Raw genomic sequence first — 15,181 nt, 5'->3', positions numbered from 1 at the left:
GGGAATCAGGCCGCGCCGGGGCTGAAGGTCATGGCGACACCGTTCATACAGTAGCGCAGGCCGGTGGGCGGTGGTCCGTCGGGGAACACATGACCCAGGTGGCCGCCGCAACGGTGGCAATGCACCTCGGTGCGCGAGACGCCGAAGGAGGTGTCGCGGCGGGTCGCCACGGCGTTTTCCAGCGGTGCGGTGAAGCTCGGCCAGCCGGTGTGGCTGTCGTACTTGCTGGCGGACGAAAACAGCGCCAGGTGACAGCCCGCGCAGGCGAACACGCCGTCGCGGTGCTCGTCGTTGAGGGCGCTGGAGTAGGGGCGTTCGGTCCCTTCGTGGCGCAGCACTTCGTACTGCTCGTCGCTGAGCATGGATTTCCACTCGGCGTCGCTGTGGTTCACTTCGAAGGTTTCGCCCGAATCGGCCGAACGGCTGCCGCTGCCGAAGGTCGCACCGACGGCGCGCCAGTCGAACAGGCTGGCGGCGAGCAGGGTGGCGGCACTGGAGACAAGAAAGCGTCTTCTGGAGGACATGGCGTCGCGTCCATGGTGATTGATCAGGCGTTCATTGTTGGACGGCAAGGGTCGCCAAATCCTCCCGCAAAGTTAAATTAATTGTGAACATTGCCGCGCAGCGATCCTGCACAATGATCCAGGCATCGTTGCCATCGATTACCAGCACGAAGGCTGCCCCATGGATTCCCCTAAGCGTATTCTGATCGTCGAAGATGACCTGCACCTGGCGGGGCTGCTGTGCCTGCACCTGCGGGACGAGGGTTACGAGGTCACCCACTGCGCCGACGGCAACCTGGGCCTGGCCCAGTTGAGCAAGGGCTCGTGGGATGCGCTGATCCTCGACCTGATGCTGCCGGGCGTCGACGGCCTGGAGATCTGCCGGCAGGCGCGGGCCATGGCGCGCTACACGCCGATCATCATCACCAGTGCCCGCTCCAGCGAGATGCACCGGGTGCTCGGCTTGGAGCTGGGCGCCGACGACTACCTGGCCAAGCCGTTCTCGATGCTGGAACTGGCGGCGCGGGTCAAGGCGCTGCTGCGCCGGGTGGACGCCCTGGCCAAGAGCCTGAAGATCGAGGCGGGCACCCTGGAGCAGGGCGGCCTGAGCCTCGATCCGCTGACCCGTGAGGCCCAGGTCGACGGCAAGCCCCTGGACCTGACCCCGCGGGAGTTCGACCTGCTGCATTTCTTCATGAAAAACCCCGGCACCGTGTATTCGCGCATGGACCTGCTGAACCAGGTCTGGGGCTACCAGCACGACGGCTATGAACACACGGTCAACACCCATATCAATCGCCTGCGGGCCAAGATCGAAGTCGACCCGGCGCAACCCGAGCGGATTCTCACGGTCTGGGGCCGCGGCTATCGTTTCTCGTCCGTGAGTCGCGCGCAATGAACCTGACCCTGTCCCAGCGCCTGTCCCTGGCCTTTTCCATCCTCCTGCTGGCCTGTTGTGGGGCGTCGGTGTGGTTGCAGGTGCGGGCCAGTGACATGCACGAAAAGGAAGTGGTCCAGGGCCTGTCCCGGGACCTGGCCCAGAGCATTGCGCTGGACAACAAGCTGGTGGGCACCGAGGGCCTGACCATGGAAGCGGTGCGCGCGCTGTTCGGGCAGTTGATGAACGTCAACCCGAGCGTGGAAGTCTATCTGCTTTCGCCCAGCGGCAAGATCACCGGCGATGCCGCCCCGCAAGGCCACCTGCACCGCGATCACGTGGACCTGGCGCCGATCCGCCGTCTGCTGGAGGGCCAGCCGTTGCCGATCCTAGGTGACGACCCGCGCAGCGAGGACGGGCGCAAGGTCTTCAGTGCCGCCGCCTTGCGCGGCAATGGCAAGGAGCTGGGTTATCTGTACGTGGTTCTCCAGGGCGAAGAACATGACCGCCTGGCCGCCCAGGTCTCGGCCAGCTCGGTGCTGCGCACCACCTTGTGGGCCATGACCCTGGTGGCCCTGCTGGGCCTGATCGCCGGCCTGATCGCGTTCCGCCTGATTACCCGGCCGCTGCGCCGATTGACCGAGACCATGCGCGATTTCGATACCGATGCCGCGCCGGCGCAGTTGCCGGTGTTGTCGAAGGCGGGGGCGGGGCGTCGCGATGAAATCGAGGTGCTGGAGGCCAGCTTTGCCCAGATGGCGACGCGCATCGGCGAACAGTGGCGGACCCTGACCCAGCTCGACCAGGACCGCCGGGAACTGGTGGCGAATATTTCCCATGACTTGCGCACGCCCCTGGCGTCGTTGCACGGTTACCTGGAAACCCTGTCCCTCAAGGACGCGGTGCTGACGCCGGACGAGCGCCGGCGTTACCTGGGGATCGCCCTGGCCCAGAGCAGCAAGGTCGGGCAACTGGCCCAGGGGCTGTTCGAGCTGGCGCGCCTGGAGCATGGCGCGGTGCGTTTGCAGGTCGAGGACTTTTCCCTCAGCGACCTGATCCAGGACGTGTTCCAGAAGTTCGAACTGATGGCCGAGACCCGCCAGTCGAAACTGCTGGCGGTGTTGCCCCGCGGGGCCTCGATGGTGAGCGCGGACCTGGGCATGATCGAACGGGTCCTGACCAACCTGATCGACAACGCCCTGCGCCACACCCCCGAAGGCGGCACCATCGAAGTGGCGTTGGTCCAGGGCGGCGGCAAGGTGGAGGTCACGGTCAGCGACACCGGCCCGGGGATCGCCGCTTCATTGCTGGAGAATCTGTTCCGCCGGCCGTTCAACCAGGACGGCGACCGGCGTTCCGGCGGCCTGGGGCTGTTGATTGTCCGGCGTATCCTGCAGTTGCACGACAGCCAGATTCGCCTGTTGTCGATTCCCGGCAAAGGCGCGGTGTTCCATTTCGAGTTGGCGTCGGCGGGTTAGGCGCGCGGCTCAGTCCACATCTTCTCTTCTTACTGTGTATTGGGCGACTTCCTTGTCATGAGTTTCGGGTAAGGCTAACAGCCCTCAGCGCGTGTTGAACACCTGCTCCAGGTGCCGTTTGTAGCGCTGCAGATCGTGTTCATATTCGGGGTTTTTCACCACGTCGAAGCAGGCGAAGGTCGGCAGTGCCTGCAGTCCGATCAACTCGTGTGCCTTGTGGAACGGGAAGTAGACGGCATCGATGCCCTTGCCTTCAAAGAAATCATCCTTGGCCTCGAAGGCGTGTCGGGGGGCATTCCAGGTTGACGAAATCATGTACTTGCGACCTTGCAGCAACCCTCCGGTGCCATAGCCAAGGGCGGGGTTGGCGGCGCTGCGACCGTCGTCGGCGAAGAGCTGGCCGTGGCCGACGGTGAAGACTTCGTCGATGTATTTCTTCAGTGGCCAGGGCGCGCCCATCCACCAGGCCGGCATCTGATAGATGATCGCGTCGGCCCAGAGGAACTTGGCGACTTCCTCTTCTTCCCGGTAACCCTCCGTCAGGTGGGTGGAGCGCACCTGGTACCCGGCGCCGGTCAACAGACTGAGCGCGGTGTCATGCAGGCTGCGGTTCAGGTCGCCTTTGGCGAAGGCGTAGGGGGTACCGGCGTTGATCACGAAAACCTTGTCCATCGGGGTGCTCCAGTTGAGTTGACTGGGAGCAGACGATAGCGGCGAACAGCGACTGGAAAAATGGCGCATCGATCCGTTTAGAATGGACTCCAGAGTCATCAATGGGCGGGATATGGACAGTCTGAGTGCAATCGGTGTGTTTGTGCAGGCCGCGGAGGCCCGCAGTTTCGTGGCAGCCGGACGCGTTCTGGGGATTTCGGCCTCGGCGGTCAGCAAGAGCATGGCGCGGCTGGAAGAGAAGCTGGGGGTTCGGCTGTTTCATCGCAGCACCCGCAGCATCGCGCTGACGGGCGGGGGGATGCTCTATTTGGAGCGCTGCAAGCGGGTGCTCGATGAGCTGGAAATGGCCAACGCGGAGCTGTCGCAATTGTCGTCGATGCCCCAGGGGCGCCTGCGTATCAGCCTGCCGCTGATCGGCAAGCCGTTCCTGCCGGTGCTGGCCGAATTCCAGCGCCGTTATCCGGATATCCAGCTCGACCTGGAGTTTACCGACCGGGTGGTGGACGTGATCGAGGAGGGCTTCGACGCGGTGATCCGGGCCGGGGAACCCAAGGACTCCGGGCTCAGTGCCAGGCCGCTGGGGGGCTTCCGGATGCTGGTCGCCGGCTCACCGGCCTATTTCGCCCGACGCGGGGTGCCACTGACCCCGGCGGATCTGTTGGCACATGCCTGCATCCATTTTCGTTACCCGCTGACCGGCAAGCTGCAGGGCTGGATGCTGTCGGGGGCTGGAGAGGGCAACGAGGCGGACTTGCCCTGTTCGATGATCTGCAACTCCCTGGAGGGCCGCAGTGCTTTTGCGCTTGAGGGCCTGGGACTGATCTACGTGGCGGATTTCCTGATCGCGCGGGAGCTGGAAAGCGGTGAGCTGGTCACGGTGCTGGACAGCTTCGCCCGGGAAACCGGCCAGTTCAATCTGCTGTGGCCGTCAGGTCGGCACGTGGTGCCCAAGCTGCGGGCGTTCATTGACTTTCTGCAAGGGCGCCTGCCGTTTCCGAAGTGAGGGGGCGCGGCATGATGATATTCAGCTCATCCGTGAGGAAGCTCTGCAGCGCCTGGACCGCGGCGGTCTGAGACTTGGGGACCGGGCGGACATAGAGGGCGAAATCCACGACGGGCGGCGGTGGCAGGCCATCGCTCGGCCCCAGCACCCGCATGCTTTCGTTGCGGATATTGCCTTCCATCAACACCGTGATGCCCAATCCGGCCTCGACCGCCGACTGCACCGCCGGCAGGCTGGTGCTGCTGCAGACGACGCGCCAGGGGATGTTCGCCCGTTTGAGAATGCCCACCACCTGGCCATGCCACAGGCAGGGTCCACCGAACGTCACCAGGGGCAGGCTCTGCGCACGCAGATCGCTGGGCAGGCTCAGGCCCCGGGCGCCGACCCAGAACAGCGACTGGGTCCAGCTCGCCTGGGGCTGGGCACTGATCGCCGAGGCGTCGCCGACGATCACATCCAGGGTGCCGTCCGCCAGCCTGGCGGACATCGCCGCGCTGCTGTCGATGACGATTTCCAGGGAAATGTGCGGATAGGCCGCTGAAAAGCGCCGTAGCGCCCGGGGCAGGCTGCCCACGGCGATGTCCTCGAGCAACCCCAGGCGCACGACGCCGGCGATCTGGCTGACGGACAACGCTCGCCGGGCATCGGCGCCGGCCCCGAGGATGCTGTGGGCGTAAGGCAGCAGCAGGTGGCCGGCTTCGGTCAGGCGCAAGCCCCGTGGCGAGCGGTCGAACAGGCGCCGCTCGAGGTCTTCTTCCAGCCGCCGCAACTGCATGCTGACCGCGGCCTGGGTCCGCGCCAGGCGCTGGGCGGCGGCCCCCACCGCACCGGTTTCGGCGACGGTGACGAAGGTTCGCAACAGACTGCTGTCGAGATCGCGCATTATCAATATTCGTGAAGTCCGGATAAGAAATATCAGCTTATTTGAAGTCTGCCTGACTGGCTAGGATGGCCCGACATTCACAGGAGACTTCGCCATGCAGGAAAACGCCACCGTCCTACCGCAGCCTGTCACCCGCGGGACACAGCGCAGCACGCTATGGTGGGCGGCGCTGCTCTGCGTGCTGTCCATGGTCTTTGTCCAGTTCGGCGCGGCGTTGTCGACGCCGACCATGGACACCTACGGCACGTTCAGCACCACCTGGCTGCGTTTGTGCTGGGCGGCGGCGATTCTCGCGCTGCTGGTGCGGCCGCGCCTGCACCGGTATTCGCTGTCGCGCTGGCTGGCCGCCGCCAGTCTCGGCCTGGCGATGGCGCTGATGACCACCTGTTTCTTCGCGGCGATCCAGCGTCTTCCCCTGGGATTGGTGATCGCCATCGAGTTTCTCGGACCGTTGCTGGTGGCCAGCCTTGGCGTACGCCAATGGCGGGCGTTGATCTGGCCACTGCTGGCCGTGACCGGGGTGCTGTTGTTGGCCCGCGGTGAGGGCGGCTGGATCGGCGAGCCGCTGGGTGTGCTGCTGGCGTTCGGTGCGGCGGCGGGGTGGGCGGCTTACATCCTGCTGATGAAAAAGGTCGGTCGGCTGTTCCAGGGCTTTGAAGGGCTGTCGGTATCGTTGTTGGCTGCGGCCCTGATTGTCACGCCCCTGGGGCTTTGGCAGAGCGGCGGCCACCTGCCGTTGTTGCAGGTCGCCAGTTGCGCGGGGTTGGCGCTGTTCGTGCCGCTGCTGCCCTATGGCCTGGAGATGGTGGCCCTGCGGCGGATGCCGGCCGCTTCGTTCGGCATCCTGATGAGCGCCGAACCGGCGGTGGGCGCCCTGGCCGGCTATCTGGTGCTGTCCCAGCCGATGATCCCGATGCAGTTTGCCGGCACCGCCCTGGTGGTCAGTGCCAGCTTGGGCGTGCTGGTGCTGCCCTGACTGTCGTGGGCTGTCGCGGGTTCACGTCGTCGCGAGGGGCTCGGGGATTTTCGCGCAACGGGCAGCAGTGGATATTGCCGGTCGGTCGCTTGTGCCACCGCATGACCGTGCCGGGCGATCCGGTCGAACACCTCGGGCTTCAGGCGATTCAGGGTCGTGGGGAAACCCGCGGCAAAGGCGGCGTCGCTGCCTTCGAGCGGTTCGATCAGGGAACTGGCGATGCCCAGGTAAGCGCCACGCCCCGGCGCTTTCTTCAGGTATTCGACAAAGGTCCGGCCGCGCAGCGCCCGGGTCTGGTCGGACATGATGTCGGCCAGGCGCTTGAGGCGCCAGGGGCTCAGCACCCCAGCGTCGAACCCCGGTTTCAGGGGCGCGCCGGCATCCGAGACGATGATCGGGTAGTCGTAGCGCTTGGTCTGTCCCGTCGCCGCGTCGAACAAGGGCTCCAGGCCGAGGTTGTCGTAGACGCCACCGTCGTAGAGCCGCAGCTTGCTGAAGGGCAGGCGCACCTCGACGGCGCTGTTCAGCGGCGCCTCCCACTGGCGTTGCAGCCACTTGAACCGGCGGGTCTTGAGCGACAGCGGGCCGATGCCGCCGGGGAACGCCGCCGAAACCGCCAGGGCCTGGGCCAGGGGGAAACCGCTGGTGGCGGCGTAACCGATGGAGTAGTCGCCCATGTTGTTGCGCTTGAAGCGAAAGCGCTTGCCGTTTTCCGCCGTGGTGCCGTTGATCGACCAGTCGGGTCTGGCAGGGAGCTGCGGCAGCAGGGCGGTCACGCCCCATTCGTTTTGCAGCGCCAGGGCCAGCAGGTTGGCCCGGGACAGCAGGAAGCGGAAATTCAGCGGGTTGCGCAACTGGCGCAAGGCACTCCAGAGCAGGCTGCGTGAGCACAGCTTGTCCCGCAGGGCGGGGTAGACACCTTGCAGGAAGGTGGCGGAGTCGGGCCATTGCCCGTGGTTCTCGTGCAGCATCAGGCCCACCAGCAGGCTGCCGCCGGACACCGTGGAAATTTGCGCGACCCGTTCCAGGGCCTGTTGTTCGGCGAGGTATTTGAGCACGCCGAGGTGAAACACCATGGCTCGGACGCCGCCGCCGGAAAGGGCGAGGGCATAGTCTGAACGTTGGCTGAGCGGGACAGCAGGAGACTCCATGTTTCCTCTCTGGTGGGCGGGGTGATAAGTGATGGCATTTCGATGTTAGTGCTTTGCGCAGGCGCGGCATAGCCTCGCGCGCTCCTTTGCAGGAGCGCTTGTTCGCGAGGGTGTGGCATCAGGTTTCACACGTTAGCGTTGACGTCCATCGCGAGCAAGCTCGCTCCTACAGCGGAGGGGGGATCTAGGCCTTGTCGGAGTGGGATCCGCAGCAGCTGTCGGCGGGTACCGCTTCATAACGATCATGGTGTTTGACCCAATCCATGGTCCCGCTTTCGTTACGGCCCTTGGGCATCAGGTCGAGGAAGTTATAGGTGCCCACCAGCATGTCCAGGCCCCGGGCATAGGTGGAGTACGTGTGGAAGAGGGTGCCCTCGGGGTCGCGATAGAACACGCTGAGCCCCGGCAGCTCGTCTTCGGCGTGATCGAGGAGCTGGTAGTTGTACTCGGCCTTGCCCGCCGCCCGCTCCTCGGGCGAAGCGCTGACATGGAAGTCCTCGTTGAAGTCGCTGCCGGCCGACGACAACCAGGGGAAATGCCAGCCCATGCGCTGCTTGAACGCCTGGAACTGCGGCCAGGGCGCGTGGGAGATCGCGACGAACGACACATCGTGGTGCGCCAGGTGCAGGTTCGCGCCGTCGAAGTGGTCGGCGAGGAAGGAGCAGCCGTGGCAGCCTTCCTTCCAGCCGTCGCCGAACATGAAGTGATAGACGATCAGCTGGCTGTTGTGACCGAACAGGTCGGCCAGGTGCTTGTGCCCGTGAGGCCCTTCGAAGCGGTAGTCCTTGTCGATCTTGACCCAGGGCAGGGCGCGCCGCTCGGCGCTGAGCTGGTCGCGTTGACGGGTGAAGGCCTTTTCGTGGATCAGGTGTTGCCGGCGCGCGGCCAGCCACTGCTCGCGCGATACCACGGGATGCTGTTCAACATTGTGTGCGTTCATGTCGATGACTCCTCGGGTCGGGGGCCGCCGGGCGGGTTTGCCGGGGCGCGAAAGGTATACTTCTATGCTTAGTCGAATGAGCAACGGCGATATCGACCGTCGATCTCCCCGGCGTCCGGAAACGGATCAACGGCGCTGAGGAAAAAAAGATTGCGTGGATTGTCGATTTCGCGGTCGCTCATTCGATTAGTCGACAGAGCCGCCAATTGGCTTGTCTACCCCCCTACCATCAGGAGATACGACTATGCGATTCATGGTGATCGTCAAAGCCACCCCGGAATCGGAAGCCGGCCAAATGCCCAGCCAGGAATTGCTGGCCGCCATGGGCGCCTACAATGAAGAACTGGCCAAGGCCGGTGTGATCCTTGCCGGGGAGGGACTGCACCCCAGTGTCAAAGGCGCTCGCGTGCAGTTCAGCGGCAAGCAGCGGACCGTGGTCGACGGGCCGTTCATGGAGACCAAGGAACTGATCGCCGGTTTCTGGATCTTCAAGGTGCAATCACTGCAAGAGGCCATCGATTGGGTCAAGCGGTGCCCGAACCCGATGGTCAGTGACTCCGAAATCGAAATCCGCCAGGTCTTCGAGCCCGAGGACTTCGGCGAGTGTTTTACCCCCGAGTTGCAAGAGCAGGAAGAACGCCTGCGCGCGCAGATGTCCGGTCAATCCTGAAACCCCGACAGAACAGGAGTTTTATCATGAGCATGAAAATCATTCCTTACCTGACCTTCAACGGTAACTGCAGGGAAGCCTTTGCCCTGTATAAACAGGTCCTCGGTGGCGAGCTGTTTTCCCTGACGTTTGCCGATGCGCCGGAGGAGGCCTGTGTGCCCAAGGATGCAACGTACAAGGACAAGATCCTGCACACCTGCCTGACGGTGGGCGACTTCAGCGTGATGGCGTCCGATTGTCCGCCCCACCAGCCGTTCAGCAAGATCCAGGGCGTTTCGATATCGCTCAATGTCGACAGCGTCGCCGAGGCCGAGCGCCTGTTCAAGGGCTTGAGCGCCGGCGGTAATGTCCATATGCCACTGGCCAAGACGTTCTGGGCAGAGAGTTTTGGAATGTTTGAAGACCGTTTTGGCGTGGGCTGGATGGTCAATTGCGAGGCCAAGAGGTAAGCGCCCGGCCTGATATCGATCGCGAGCAGGCTCGCTCCTAGAGAAAGGTGTAGGAGCGAGCTTGCTCGCGATCAGAGGGCACGCGCGACACCGGCCGTTCAGGCAATTGTCTCGAAGGAGTGAGACACTAGGCCCATTCGGTTCATGGGCGTGAAACAGCGATGACGATTTCAAACAGTGCCGCGCGGGAGGATGAAACCTGCGTGGCTTTCGACTTCGACGGGACCATCACCACCACCGACAGCCTGCGGGATTTCGTGCGCTACCAGGTCGGCAACCGATGCTTCCTGATCGCAACCCTGCTGGTCTTGCCATGGCTGGTCGGCATGTTCACCGGCCTGTGCAGTCGGGCCGAGGCCAAGGCGCGCTTCCTGGCGATCACCCTGCGCGGCAGGACCCAGGTCGAGCTTGAAGAGGCGGCGGCGCGCTACGCCAACGAACGGCTGCCGATGCTGGTCCGTCCGGAAATGATCGAGCGCATCGAGGAGCACAAGCGCCGGGGGCACCGCCTGGTGCTGGTCAGTGCCTCACCCACGCTCTACCTCGGGCACTGGGCCCGGGCCGCCGGTTTCGAGGCGGTACTGGCCACGCAACTGGAGTTTCGCGACGGGCGTTTTTCCGGGCGCCTGGCTTCGCCCAACTGCTGGGGGCCGGAAAAGGTCCGGCAGTTGCAGCAATGGCTGGGCGATGCGGGTGGGCGTGTGCGCTTTGCCTATGGCGACAGTCGCGGCGACCAGGAGATGCTGGCATTTGCCGAGCACGGCTGGCTGCGCGGACTGGGCGCCTTGCCTTCACTCGACGCCTGGCCTGAGCGCTTGCATCAGGGCTGAGGGTCTGCCGCTGTCGAGCAGTTGGCGTTCTTGCAGCACATTGCTCAGTGCCATGCGGGAGGACGGGTCCAACTGATGTTCCCGTTCCTTGAGTTCCAGCAGGATGGGGCTGGACCAACTGCGATAGGTACGCTCGGCAATACGAACTGGGGTCATTTCTCTCTCCTTGTCGAAGGGCCCGCTGAACACACGGGTAATTCCATAAGCAAGGAATCCTAGTCGAGAAACGGGCGGGCCGCTAATGCTCCTGCCGTGCGGTTGTCCGTTGACTTCGATCAAGGTATCGATGTCACGGCACTCTATTGTACGCCTTCCGGTCGGGCCATGGATTGCTCATTGCAGCAGGGGCCCGGCGCATTGCTCAAGGAGGAGTTCAGTCATGCGGTCATTGAAAATCATTCTGCTGGCATCGGCGTTCAACGGCTTGACCCAGCGCGCCTGGTTGGAGCTGCGCGAAGCGGGGCACGTGCCGAGCGTGGTGCTGTTCAGCGATGCCGAGGCGGTCTGCCAGCAGATCGAGGACAGCCCGGCGGCCCTGGTGATCTGCCCGTTCCTCAAGGACCGCGTGCCGGCCCGGTTGTGGCAGGACACCCGGCGTCCGGTGGTGATCATTCATCCGGGGATTGTCGGAGATCGCGGGGCCAGTGCGCTGGACTGGGCGATCACCCGGCAGGTGCCGGTCTGGGGCGTGACCGCCTTGCAGGCCGCCGAGGAAATGGACAGCGGGGCGATCTGGGCCAGCCACGAATTCGAGATGCCGACGAGCATTCGCAAGTCCGAGCTCTACAACGGTCCGGTGGCCGATGCGGCCATGGCCTGTATCCACGAAGTGGTCGCCCGGTTCGGCAGCGACTTTGTGCCCCAGCCCCTGGATTACTCGTTGCCGCAGGTCCGGGGCCGCCTGCAACCGAACATGAAACAGAGTGACCGCAGCTTCAGCTGGGAGGACGACGCCGAGCTGATCCAGCGACGTATCGACGCCGCCGACGGCCAGCCCGGTGTGCTGGCCGAACTGCTGGGCGAACCGTACTACCTCTATGACGCCCATCTCGACAATCGCCGTGGAACGCCGGGCCAACTGCTGGCGGTGCATGACGATGCGGTGCTGGTGGCGACGGGAGACCGCAGCCTGTGGATCGGCTCGTTGCGTTGCAAACCCCGGCCGGGGGAGGAGACCTTCAAGCGTCCGGCGCGCCATGTGCTGGCCGGTCGACTCGACAAGGTGCCGACCTTGAACTGGTCCGTCGCCAGTCAGCCGTATTGCAAGGAGCTCTACCAACCGATCCGTTATCGCGAGTTGGGCGGCGTGGGCGAGCTGACGTTCGAGTTCTACAACGGCGCCATGAGCACCGAGCAATGCCGACGCCTGGTCAGCGCGCTGCGCTGGGCCAAGGCGCAGGACACCGAGGTGCTGTTGTTTCGGGGCGGGCGTGGCAGTTTTTCCAATGGCGTGCACCTCAACGTGATCCAGGCGGCGAAGGTGCCCGGGCTTGAGGCCTGGGCCAATATCCGCGCGATCAACGACGTTTGCCGCGAGCTGTTGACCGCCCGCCAGCTGGTGGTCAGTGGCCTGACCGGCAGCGCCGGTGCCGGTGGGGTGATGCTGGCGTTGGCGGCCGACGGGGTGTTCGCCCGCAGCGGGGTGGTGCTCAACCCGCACTACAAGAGCATGGGCCTCTATGGCTCCGAATACTGGACCTACAGCCTGCCCCGTGCGGTCGGCTACGAGCGCGCGCTGCAGCTCAGCGAGGAATGCCTGCCGATCAGCGTCGTCGAGGCGCGGGAGATGGGGTTGGTCCAGGATGTCGGTCCGCGTTGCCCGCAGGCCTTTGGCGCCTGGTTGATGGCCCAGGCGCAGCGCGTGGCCCACGACCCGCTGCATGCGGCGATACGTGAGCGCCGACGCACCCGGGATGTGGCGGACATGGAGCGCTGCCGCGACGAAGAACTGGCCCAGATGCAACTGGACATGGTCCAGGACCGCAACCGCTTTTCTGAAAAGTGCCGGCACTTTGTGCTCAAGCACCCTGTCTGCGGGACACCTCGGCGACTGGTGGCACCCTGGGCGAACAGCGCCGAGGTGGTCAGCGGCTAGCCGGCGATCTGGCGGCCCAGCACATGGGCATGGCCGAGGGCCGAGACCAGGACCTCGCTGCCGACCCGCGGTGCCTGCATGCCGGAGCTGCGCACCAGCAACGAACGCTTCTGGCCGTCGGCGGCCAGGGCCTTGAGTTCCACCGTCAGGGTGCAGGTGTTGCCGCCGAAGTCGCATTCGGTGACCACCGCCGGGCTGCCGTGGCCGTCCGCTTGCCCCGGTACGCGGGTCGCCACTTGCAACTGCTCGGGGCGCAGCATGATCTGCGCCGGCCCGTGGCGGCCCTCGTCGTTGACCGCCAACTGACCCAGGTCGCAGCGCGCCCAGCCGTTTTCGACCTGGGCGGGCAGGATCACCGCATCGCCGAGGAACAGCGCGGTGTCTTCGTCATCCGGCCGCAGGTACAGGTCCATCGGGTGTCCGGCCTGGACCAGCCGGCCCTTGCGCATCACCGCCAACTGGTCGGCAAAGGACAGGGCTTCGGCCTGGTCATGGGTGACCAGGATGGTGGTCACCCCGGCCTCGGACAGCAACCGCGCGACCATCTTGCGCATCGATGCCCGCAGCCCGGTGTCGAGGGCCGAGAACGGTTCGTCCAGCAACATCAGCCGTGGGCGTTGCGCCAGGGCGCGGGCCAGCGCCACCCGCTGCTGCTGGCCACCGGACAGCTCATGGGGCCAGCGTTTGCCCATCTGCGGCTCCAGGGCAACGCTGTCCATCAACTCGGCGACCCGTTGTTGCCGGGTGGCCTTGTCGGCGATCCCGAAAGCGATGTTATCGGCCACCGTCATATGCGGAAACAGCGCGCCGTCCTGCGGCACGTAGCCGATCAGGCGCTGGTGCGCCGGGACCTGGGTCGTGGCATCCACCAGTGGCTGGCCGTTGAGGGTGATACGGCCGGCATCGGGAAATTCGAAACCGGCGATCATCCGCAGCAGGGTGGTCTTGCCCGATCCGGAAGGCCCGACGATGGCGGTGCGGCTGCCGGTTGCAATCGACAGGTGGATGTTTTCCAGGGCCGCTTGCGAACCGAAGGACTTGTACAGCGCATGGATTTCAAGAGCGTTCATCGGCCAGCCGTGCGTTTGGATTGATGATAGAGAAGCCCGGTCAGCGGCAGCGACAGCAGGATCATGAGCAGCGCATAGGGCGCGGCACCGGCATAGTCGATTTCGCTGGTCAGCGCCCAGAAGCCGGTCGCCAGGGTGCGGGTGCCGTTGGGCGCGAGCAGCAGGGTGGCGGTCAGTTCGTTGGTAATGGCCAGGAACACCAGCGCCGCGCCGGCGGCGGCTCCCGGTGCGGCGAGGCGCAGGGTGATCGACCAGAGGGCGCGGCCCGGTGAACGACCGAGGCTGCGGGCGATGTTTTCCAGTTCCACCGGCGCCTGGGCGATACCGGCGCGCAGGCTGACCAGGGCGCGGGGCATGAACATCAGCAGGTAAGCCAGCAGGACGGTGATCGAGGTCTGGTAGATCGGTTGGGCGAAGCTGATGGTGACGGTGACCAGGGCCAGGGCGACGACGATGCCGGGCAGGGAACTGGTGATGTAGTTGCAGCTTTCCAGCAGGCGATGCAGGCGCCCGGGCGAGCGGATCGACAACCAGGCCACGGGCACGGCCGCGCAGGTGGTCAGCAGGGCGCCGGCGGCTCCCAGCAGCAGCGTCTGTTCCAGGGCCGGCAGCAACTCGTCCAGTGGCCAGACTTCGCGGCCTCCGGCGATCAGCCAACTGCCCAGGGTGATCAACGGCACGCCGAGGGCGAGTGCGCTGCTGATGAGCGGAATGCTCAGCGCCAGCACGGTGGTGCTGCGGCTGAGGCGGACCGTGCGTTGCTGCCGCGCGCTGCCGGAGCCGACGCGGGCATAGCGGGCCTTGCCGCGGGCGGCCGACTCGACGGTCAACAGCGCCAGGCAGCACAGTGCCAGGATCCCGGCCAGGGTATGGGCTGCCGGGCCGCTGAAGGTGGATTTGAACTGGTCGAAGATCGCGGTGGTGAAGGTGTCGAAGCGGATCATCGCGTAGAGGCCGTATTCGGCCAGCAGGTGCAGGCCCACCAGCAGGGCGCCGCCGCAGATCGCCAGGCGCAGTTGTGGCAGCACAATGCGGAAAAACACCGCCCAGGGCTTGAGCCCCAGGGACTCGCCGACATCCTCGATGGCCGGGTCCAGGCGGCGCAGGGTCGCGGCAATCGGCAGGTAGAGAAACGGGAAGTAGGCGATCACCGAAACCAGCACCCCGGCGGACAATCCGTGGATCGACGGCACCAGGCTGACCCAGGCGTAGCTGTGGACGAACGCCGGCACGGCCAGGGGCGCGGTCGCCAGCAATGACCAGGTGCGCCGGCCGGGCAGGTCGCTGCGCTCGGTCAGCCAGGCCAGGGCCAGTCCCAGCGCCACGCACAGGGGAATGGTGATGACCATCAGCAACAGGGTGTTGGCCAGCAGCTCCGCCACCCGTGGGCGCCAGACCAGTGCTTCAAGGGTGGTCCAGCCGGTTTGCCAGGTGGAAAGGATCACGAAGGCGATCGGCAGCAGCGCCAGCAGGGACACCAGCAGCGACAGCCCGATGATCCAGGCATTGCCCTGGCGCCCGAAGATTTTTCTGGATCGCAGACGCGAAAGCGCCGCAGGCGCGTGAGCGACTGCGGCGGGGTCC

At 65.2% G+C, this 15,181-nt stretch carries 16 protein-coding genes; 8 read left to right on the top strand and 8 right to left on the bottom strand.

The window, feature by feature from the left end; all coding sequences use genetic code 11:
• Nucleotides 1–5: 5 nt before the first annotated feature.
• Nucleotides 6–524: a peptide-methionine (R)-S-oxide reductase MsrB gene (gene msrB, locus UCMB321_RS11520; protein ID WP_040066799.1), complete on the bottom strand. Its 519-nt coding sequence runs from the start codon at nucleotides 522–524 to the stop codon at nucleotides 6–8.
• Nucleotides 525–684: 160 nt separating this feature from the next.
• On the opposite strand from msrB, the gene UCMB321_RS11515 reads away from it, so the two are divergent.
• Together UCMB321_RS11515 and UCMB321_RS11510 are read left to right on the top strand one after the other, a co-directional pair.
• Nucleotides 685–1,401: a response regulator transcription factor gene (locus UCMB321_RS11515; RefSeq protein WP_040066646.1), complete on the top strand. Its 717-nt coding sequence runs from the start codon at nucleotides 685–687 to the stop codon at nucleotides 1,399–1,401.
• Entirely contained in the window at nucleotides 1,398–2,858 is a 1,461-nt protein-coding gene (locus UCMB321_RS11510) for a sensor histidine kinase (protein WP_040066644.1), read from the top strand. Before UCMB321_RS11515 ends, UCMB321_RS11510 begins: the two co-directional genes overlap by 4 nt.
• Nucleotides 2,859–2,942: 84 nt before the next feature.
• Here UCMB321_RS11510 and UCMB321_RS11505 read toward each other — a convergent pair whose 3' ends face one another.
• Nucleotides 2,943–3,530 (bottom strand): NAD(P)H-dependent oxidoreductase, encoded by a 588-nt coding sequence (locus UCMB321_RS11505; protein ID WP_040066642.1) that lies wholly within the window; start codon nucleotides 3,528–3,530, stop codon nucleotides 2,943–2,945.
• Nucleotides 3,531–3,642: 112 nt separating this feature from the next.
• On the opposite strand from UCMB321_RS11505, the gene UCMB321_RS11500 reads away from it, so the two are divergent.
• The gene (locus UCMB321_RS11500; protein ID WP_040066640.1) at nucleotides 3,643–4,533 is read left to right on the top strand and encodes a LysR family transcriptional regulator; all 891 of its coding nucleotides are present in this window, start codon (nucleotides 3,643–3,645) and stop codon (nucleotides 4,531–4,533) included.
• Here the strand turns inward: UCMB321_RS11500 and UCMB321_RS11495 are convergent.
• Nucleotides 4,493–5,416 (bottom strand): LysR substrate-binding domain-containing protein, encoded by a 924-nt coding sequence (locus UCMB321_RS11495; protein ID WP_052451147.1) that lies wholly within the window; start codon nucleotides 5,414–5,416, stop codon nucleotides 4,493–4,495. The genes UCMB321_RS11500 and UCMB321_RS11495 overlap by 41 nt on opposite strands.
• A gap of 94 nt (nucleotides 5,417–5,510) precedes the next feature.
• On the opposite strand from UCMB321_RS11495, the gene UCMB321_RS11490 reads away from it, so the two are divergent.
• Nucleotides 5,511–6,392: an EamA family transporter gene (locus tag UCMB321_RS11490; protein ID WP_040066638.1), complete on the top strand. Its 882-nt coding sequence runs from the start codon at nucleotides 5,511–5,513 to the stop codon at nucleotides 6,390–6,392.
• On the opposite strand, the gene UCMB321_RS11485 is transcribed toward UCMB321_RS11490, so the two are convergent.
• Nucleotides 6,299–7,543: a patatin-like phospholipase family protein gene (locus tag UCMB321_RS11485; RefSeq protein ID WP_084614934.1), complete on the bottom strand. Its 1,245-nt coding sequence runs from the start codon at nucleotides 7,541–7,543 to the stop codon at nucleotides 6,299–6,301. The genes UCMB321_RS11490 and UCMB321_RS11485 overlap by 94 nt on opposite strands.
• 184 nt (nucleotides 7,544–7,727) lie before the next feature.
• A complete protein-coding gene (locus UCMB321_RS11480) occupies nucleotides 7,728–8,483 on the bottom strand; it encodes a DUF899 domain-containing protein (protein ID WP_040066633.1) in 756 nt (251 codons plus the stop codon).
• 244 nt (nucleotides 8,484–8,727) lie between these two features.
• On the opposite strand from UCMB321_RS11480, the gene UCMB321_RS11475 reads away from it, so the two are divergent.
• The 3 genes from UCMB321_RS11475 to UCMB321_RS11465 all read left to right on the top strand — a co-directional run bounded on the left by UCMB321_RS11475 (nucleotide 8,728) and on the right by UCMB321_RS11465 (nucleotide 10,432).
• On the top strand, nucleotides 8,728–9,153 hold the full coding sequence (locus UCMB321_RS11475) for a YciI family protein (RefSeq protein WP_040066631.1): 426 nt from the start codon (nucleotides 8,728–8,730) through the stop codon (nucleotides 9,151–9,153).
• A 32-nt stretch (nucleotides 9,154–9,185) separates the two neighbouring features.
• Nucleotides 9,186–9,602, top strand: a complete 417-nt coding sequence (locus tag UCMB321_RS11470; RefSeq protein ID WP_040066797.1) for a VOC family protein — start codon at nucleotides 9,186–9,188, stop codon at nucleotides 9,600–9,602.
• Nucleotides 9,603–9,763: 161 nt separating this feature from the next.
• Nucleotides 9,764–10,432: an HAD family hydrolase gene (locus UCMB321_RS11465; RefSeq protein WP_052451146.1), complete on the top strand. Its 669-nt coding sequence runs from the start codon at nucleotides 9,764–9,766 to the stop codon at nucleotides 10,430–10,432.
• On the opposite strand, the gene UCMB321_RS11460 is transcribed toward UCMB321_RS11465, so the two are convergent.
• Nucleotides 10,394–10,588 (bottom strand): hypothetical protein, encoded by a 195-nt coding sequence (locus UCMB321_RS11460; protein WP_040066628.1) that lies wholly within the window; start codon nucleotides 10,586–10,588, stop codon nucleotides 10,394–10,396. The genes UCMB321_RS11465 and UCMB321_RS11460 overlap by 39 nt on opposite strands.
• A gap of 223 nt (nucleotides 10,589–10,811) precedes the next feature.
• Between UCMB321_RS11460 and UCMB321_RS11455 the strand changes: the two genes are divergently transcribed.
• On the top strand, nucleotides 10,812–12,527 hold the full coding sequence (locus UCMB321_RS11455; RefSeq protein WP_040066626.1) for a hydrogenase maturation protein: 1,716 nt from the start codon (nucleotides 10,812–10,814) through the stop codon (nucleotides 12,525–12,527).
• Here the strand turns inward: UCMB321_RS11455 and UCMB321_RS11450 are convergent.
• Both UCMB321_RS11450 and UCMB321_RS11445 read right to left on the bottom strand, forming a co-directional pair.
• Nucleotides 12,524–13,597: an ABC transporter ATP-binding protein gene (locus tag UCMB321_RS11450; protein ID WP_040066623.1), complete on the bottom strand. Its 1,074-nt coding sequence runs from the start codon at nucleotides 13,595–13,597 to the stop codon at nucleotides 12,524–12,526. The genes UCMB321_RS11455 and UCMB321_RS11450 overlap by 4 nt on opposite strands.
• Nucleotides 13,594–15,138 (bottom strand): ABC transporter permease, encoded by a 1,545-nt coding sequence (locus tag UCMB321_RS11445; protein ID WP_425338559.1) that lies wholly within the window; start codon nucleotides 15,136–15,138, stop codon nucleotides 13,594–13,596. Before UCMB321_RS11445 ends, UCMB321_RS11450 begins: the two co-directional genes overlap by 4 nt.
• Between the last annotated feature and the right edge of the window lie 43 nt (nucleotides 15,139–15,181).

It is taken from the genome of Pseudomonas batumici (assembly GCF_000820515.1).
Classification (GTDB): Bacteria; Pseudomonadota; Gammaproteobacteria; order Pseudomonadales; family Pseudomonadaceae; genus Aquipseudomonas; species Aquipseudomonas batumici.
Note: the sequence above shows the minus strand (reverse complement) of the source record. Positions and strands in the feature narration are given on the sequence as shown.

What these genes read in the sequence shown, in the direction of transcription:
- UCMB321_RS11455 (WP_040066626.1), top strand. Translation starts at nt 10,812, where the DNA reads ATGCGGTCATTGAAAATCATTCTGCTGGCATCGGCGTTCAACGGCTTG.
- UCMB321_RS11450 (WP_040066623.1), bottom strand. Translation starts at nt 13,597, where the DNA reads ATGAACGCTCTTGAAATCCATGCGCTGTACAAGTCCTTCGGTTCGCAA.
- UCMB321_RS11505 (WP_040066642.1), bottom strand. Translation starts at nt 3,530, where the DNA reads ATGGACAAGGTTTTCGTGATCAACGCCGGTACCCCCTACGCCTTCGCC.
- msrB (WP_040066799.1), bottom strand. Translation starts at nt 524, where the DNA reads ATGTCCTCCAGAAGACGCTTTCTTGTCTCCAGTGCCGCCACCCTGCTC.
- UCMB321_RS11460 (WP_040066628.1), bottom strand. Translation starts at nt 10,588, where the DNA reads ATGACCCCAGTTCGTATTGCCGAGCGTACCTATCGCAGTTGGTCCAGC.
- UCMB321_RS11470 (WP_040066797.1), top strand. Translation starts at nt 9,186, where the DNA reads ATGAAAATCATTCCTTACCTGACCTTCAACGGTAACTGCAGGGAAGCC.
- UCMB321_RS11465 (WP_052451146.1), top strand. Translation starts at nt 9,764, where the DNA reads ATGACGATTTCAAACAGTGCCGCGCGGGAGGATGAAACCTGCGTGGCT.
- UCMB321_RS11485 (WP_084614934.1), bottom strand. Translation starts at nt 7,543, where the DNA reads ATGGAGTCTCCTGCTGTCCCGCTCAGCCAACGTTCAGACTATGCCCTC.
- UCMB321_RS11490 (WP_040066638.1), top strand. Translation starts at nt 5,511, where the DNA reads ATGCAGGAAAACGCCACCGTCCTACCGCAGCCTGTCACCCGCGGGACA.
- UCMB321_RS11515 (WP_040066646.1), top strand. Translation starts at nt 685, where the DNA reads ATGGATTCCCCTAAGCGTATTCTGATCGTCGAAGATGACCTGCACCTG.
- UCMB321_RS11495 (WP_052451147.1), bottom strand. Translation starts at nt 5,416, where the DNA reads ATGCGCGATCTCGACAGCAGTCTGTTGCGAACCTTCGTCACCGTCGCC.
- UCMB321_RS11500 (WP_040066640.1), top strand. Translation starts at nt 3,643, where the DNA reads ATGGACAGTCTGAGTGCAATCGGTGTGTTTGTGCAGGCCGCGGAGGCC.
- UCMB321_RS11475 (WP_040066631.1), top strand. Translation starts at nt 8,728, where the DNA reads ATGCGATTCATGGTGATCGTCAAAGCCACCCCGGAATCGGAAGCCGGC.
- UCMB321_RS11480 (WP_040066633.1), bottom strand. Translation starts at nt 8,483, where the DNA reads ATGAACGCACACAATGTTGAACAGCATCCCGTGGTATCGCGCGAGCAG.
- UCMB321_RS11510 (WP_040066644.1), top strand. Translation starts at nt 1,398, where the DNA reads ATGAACCTGACCCTGTCCCAGCGCCTGTCCCTGGCCTTTTCCATCCTC.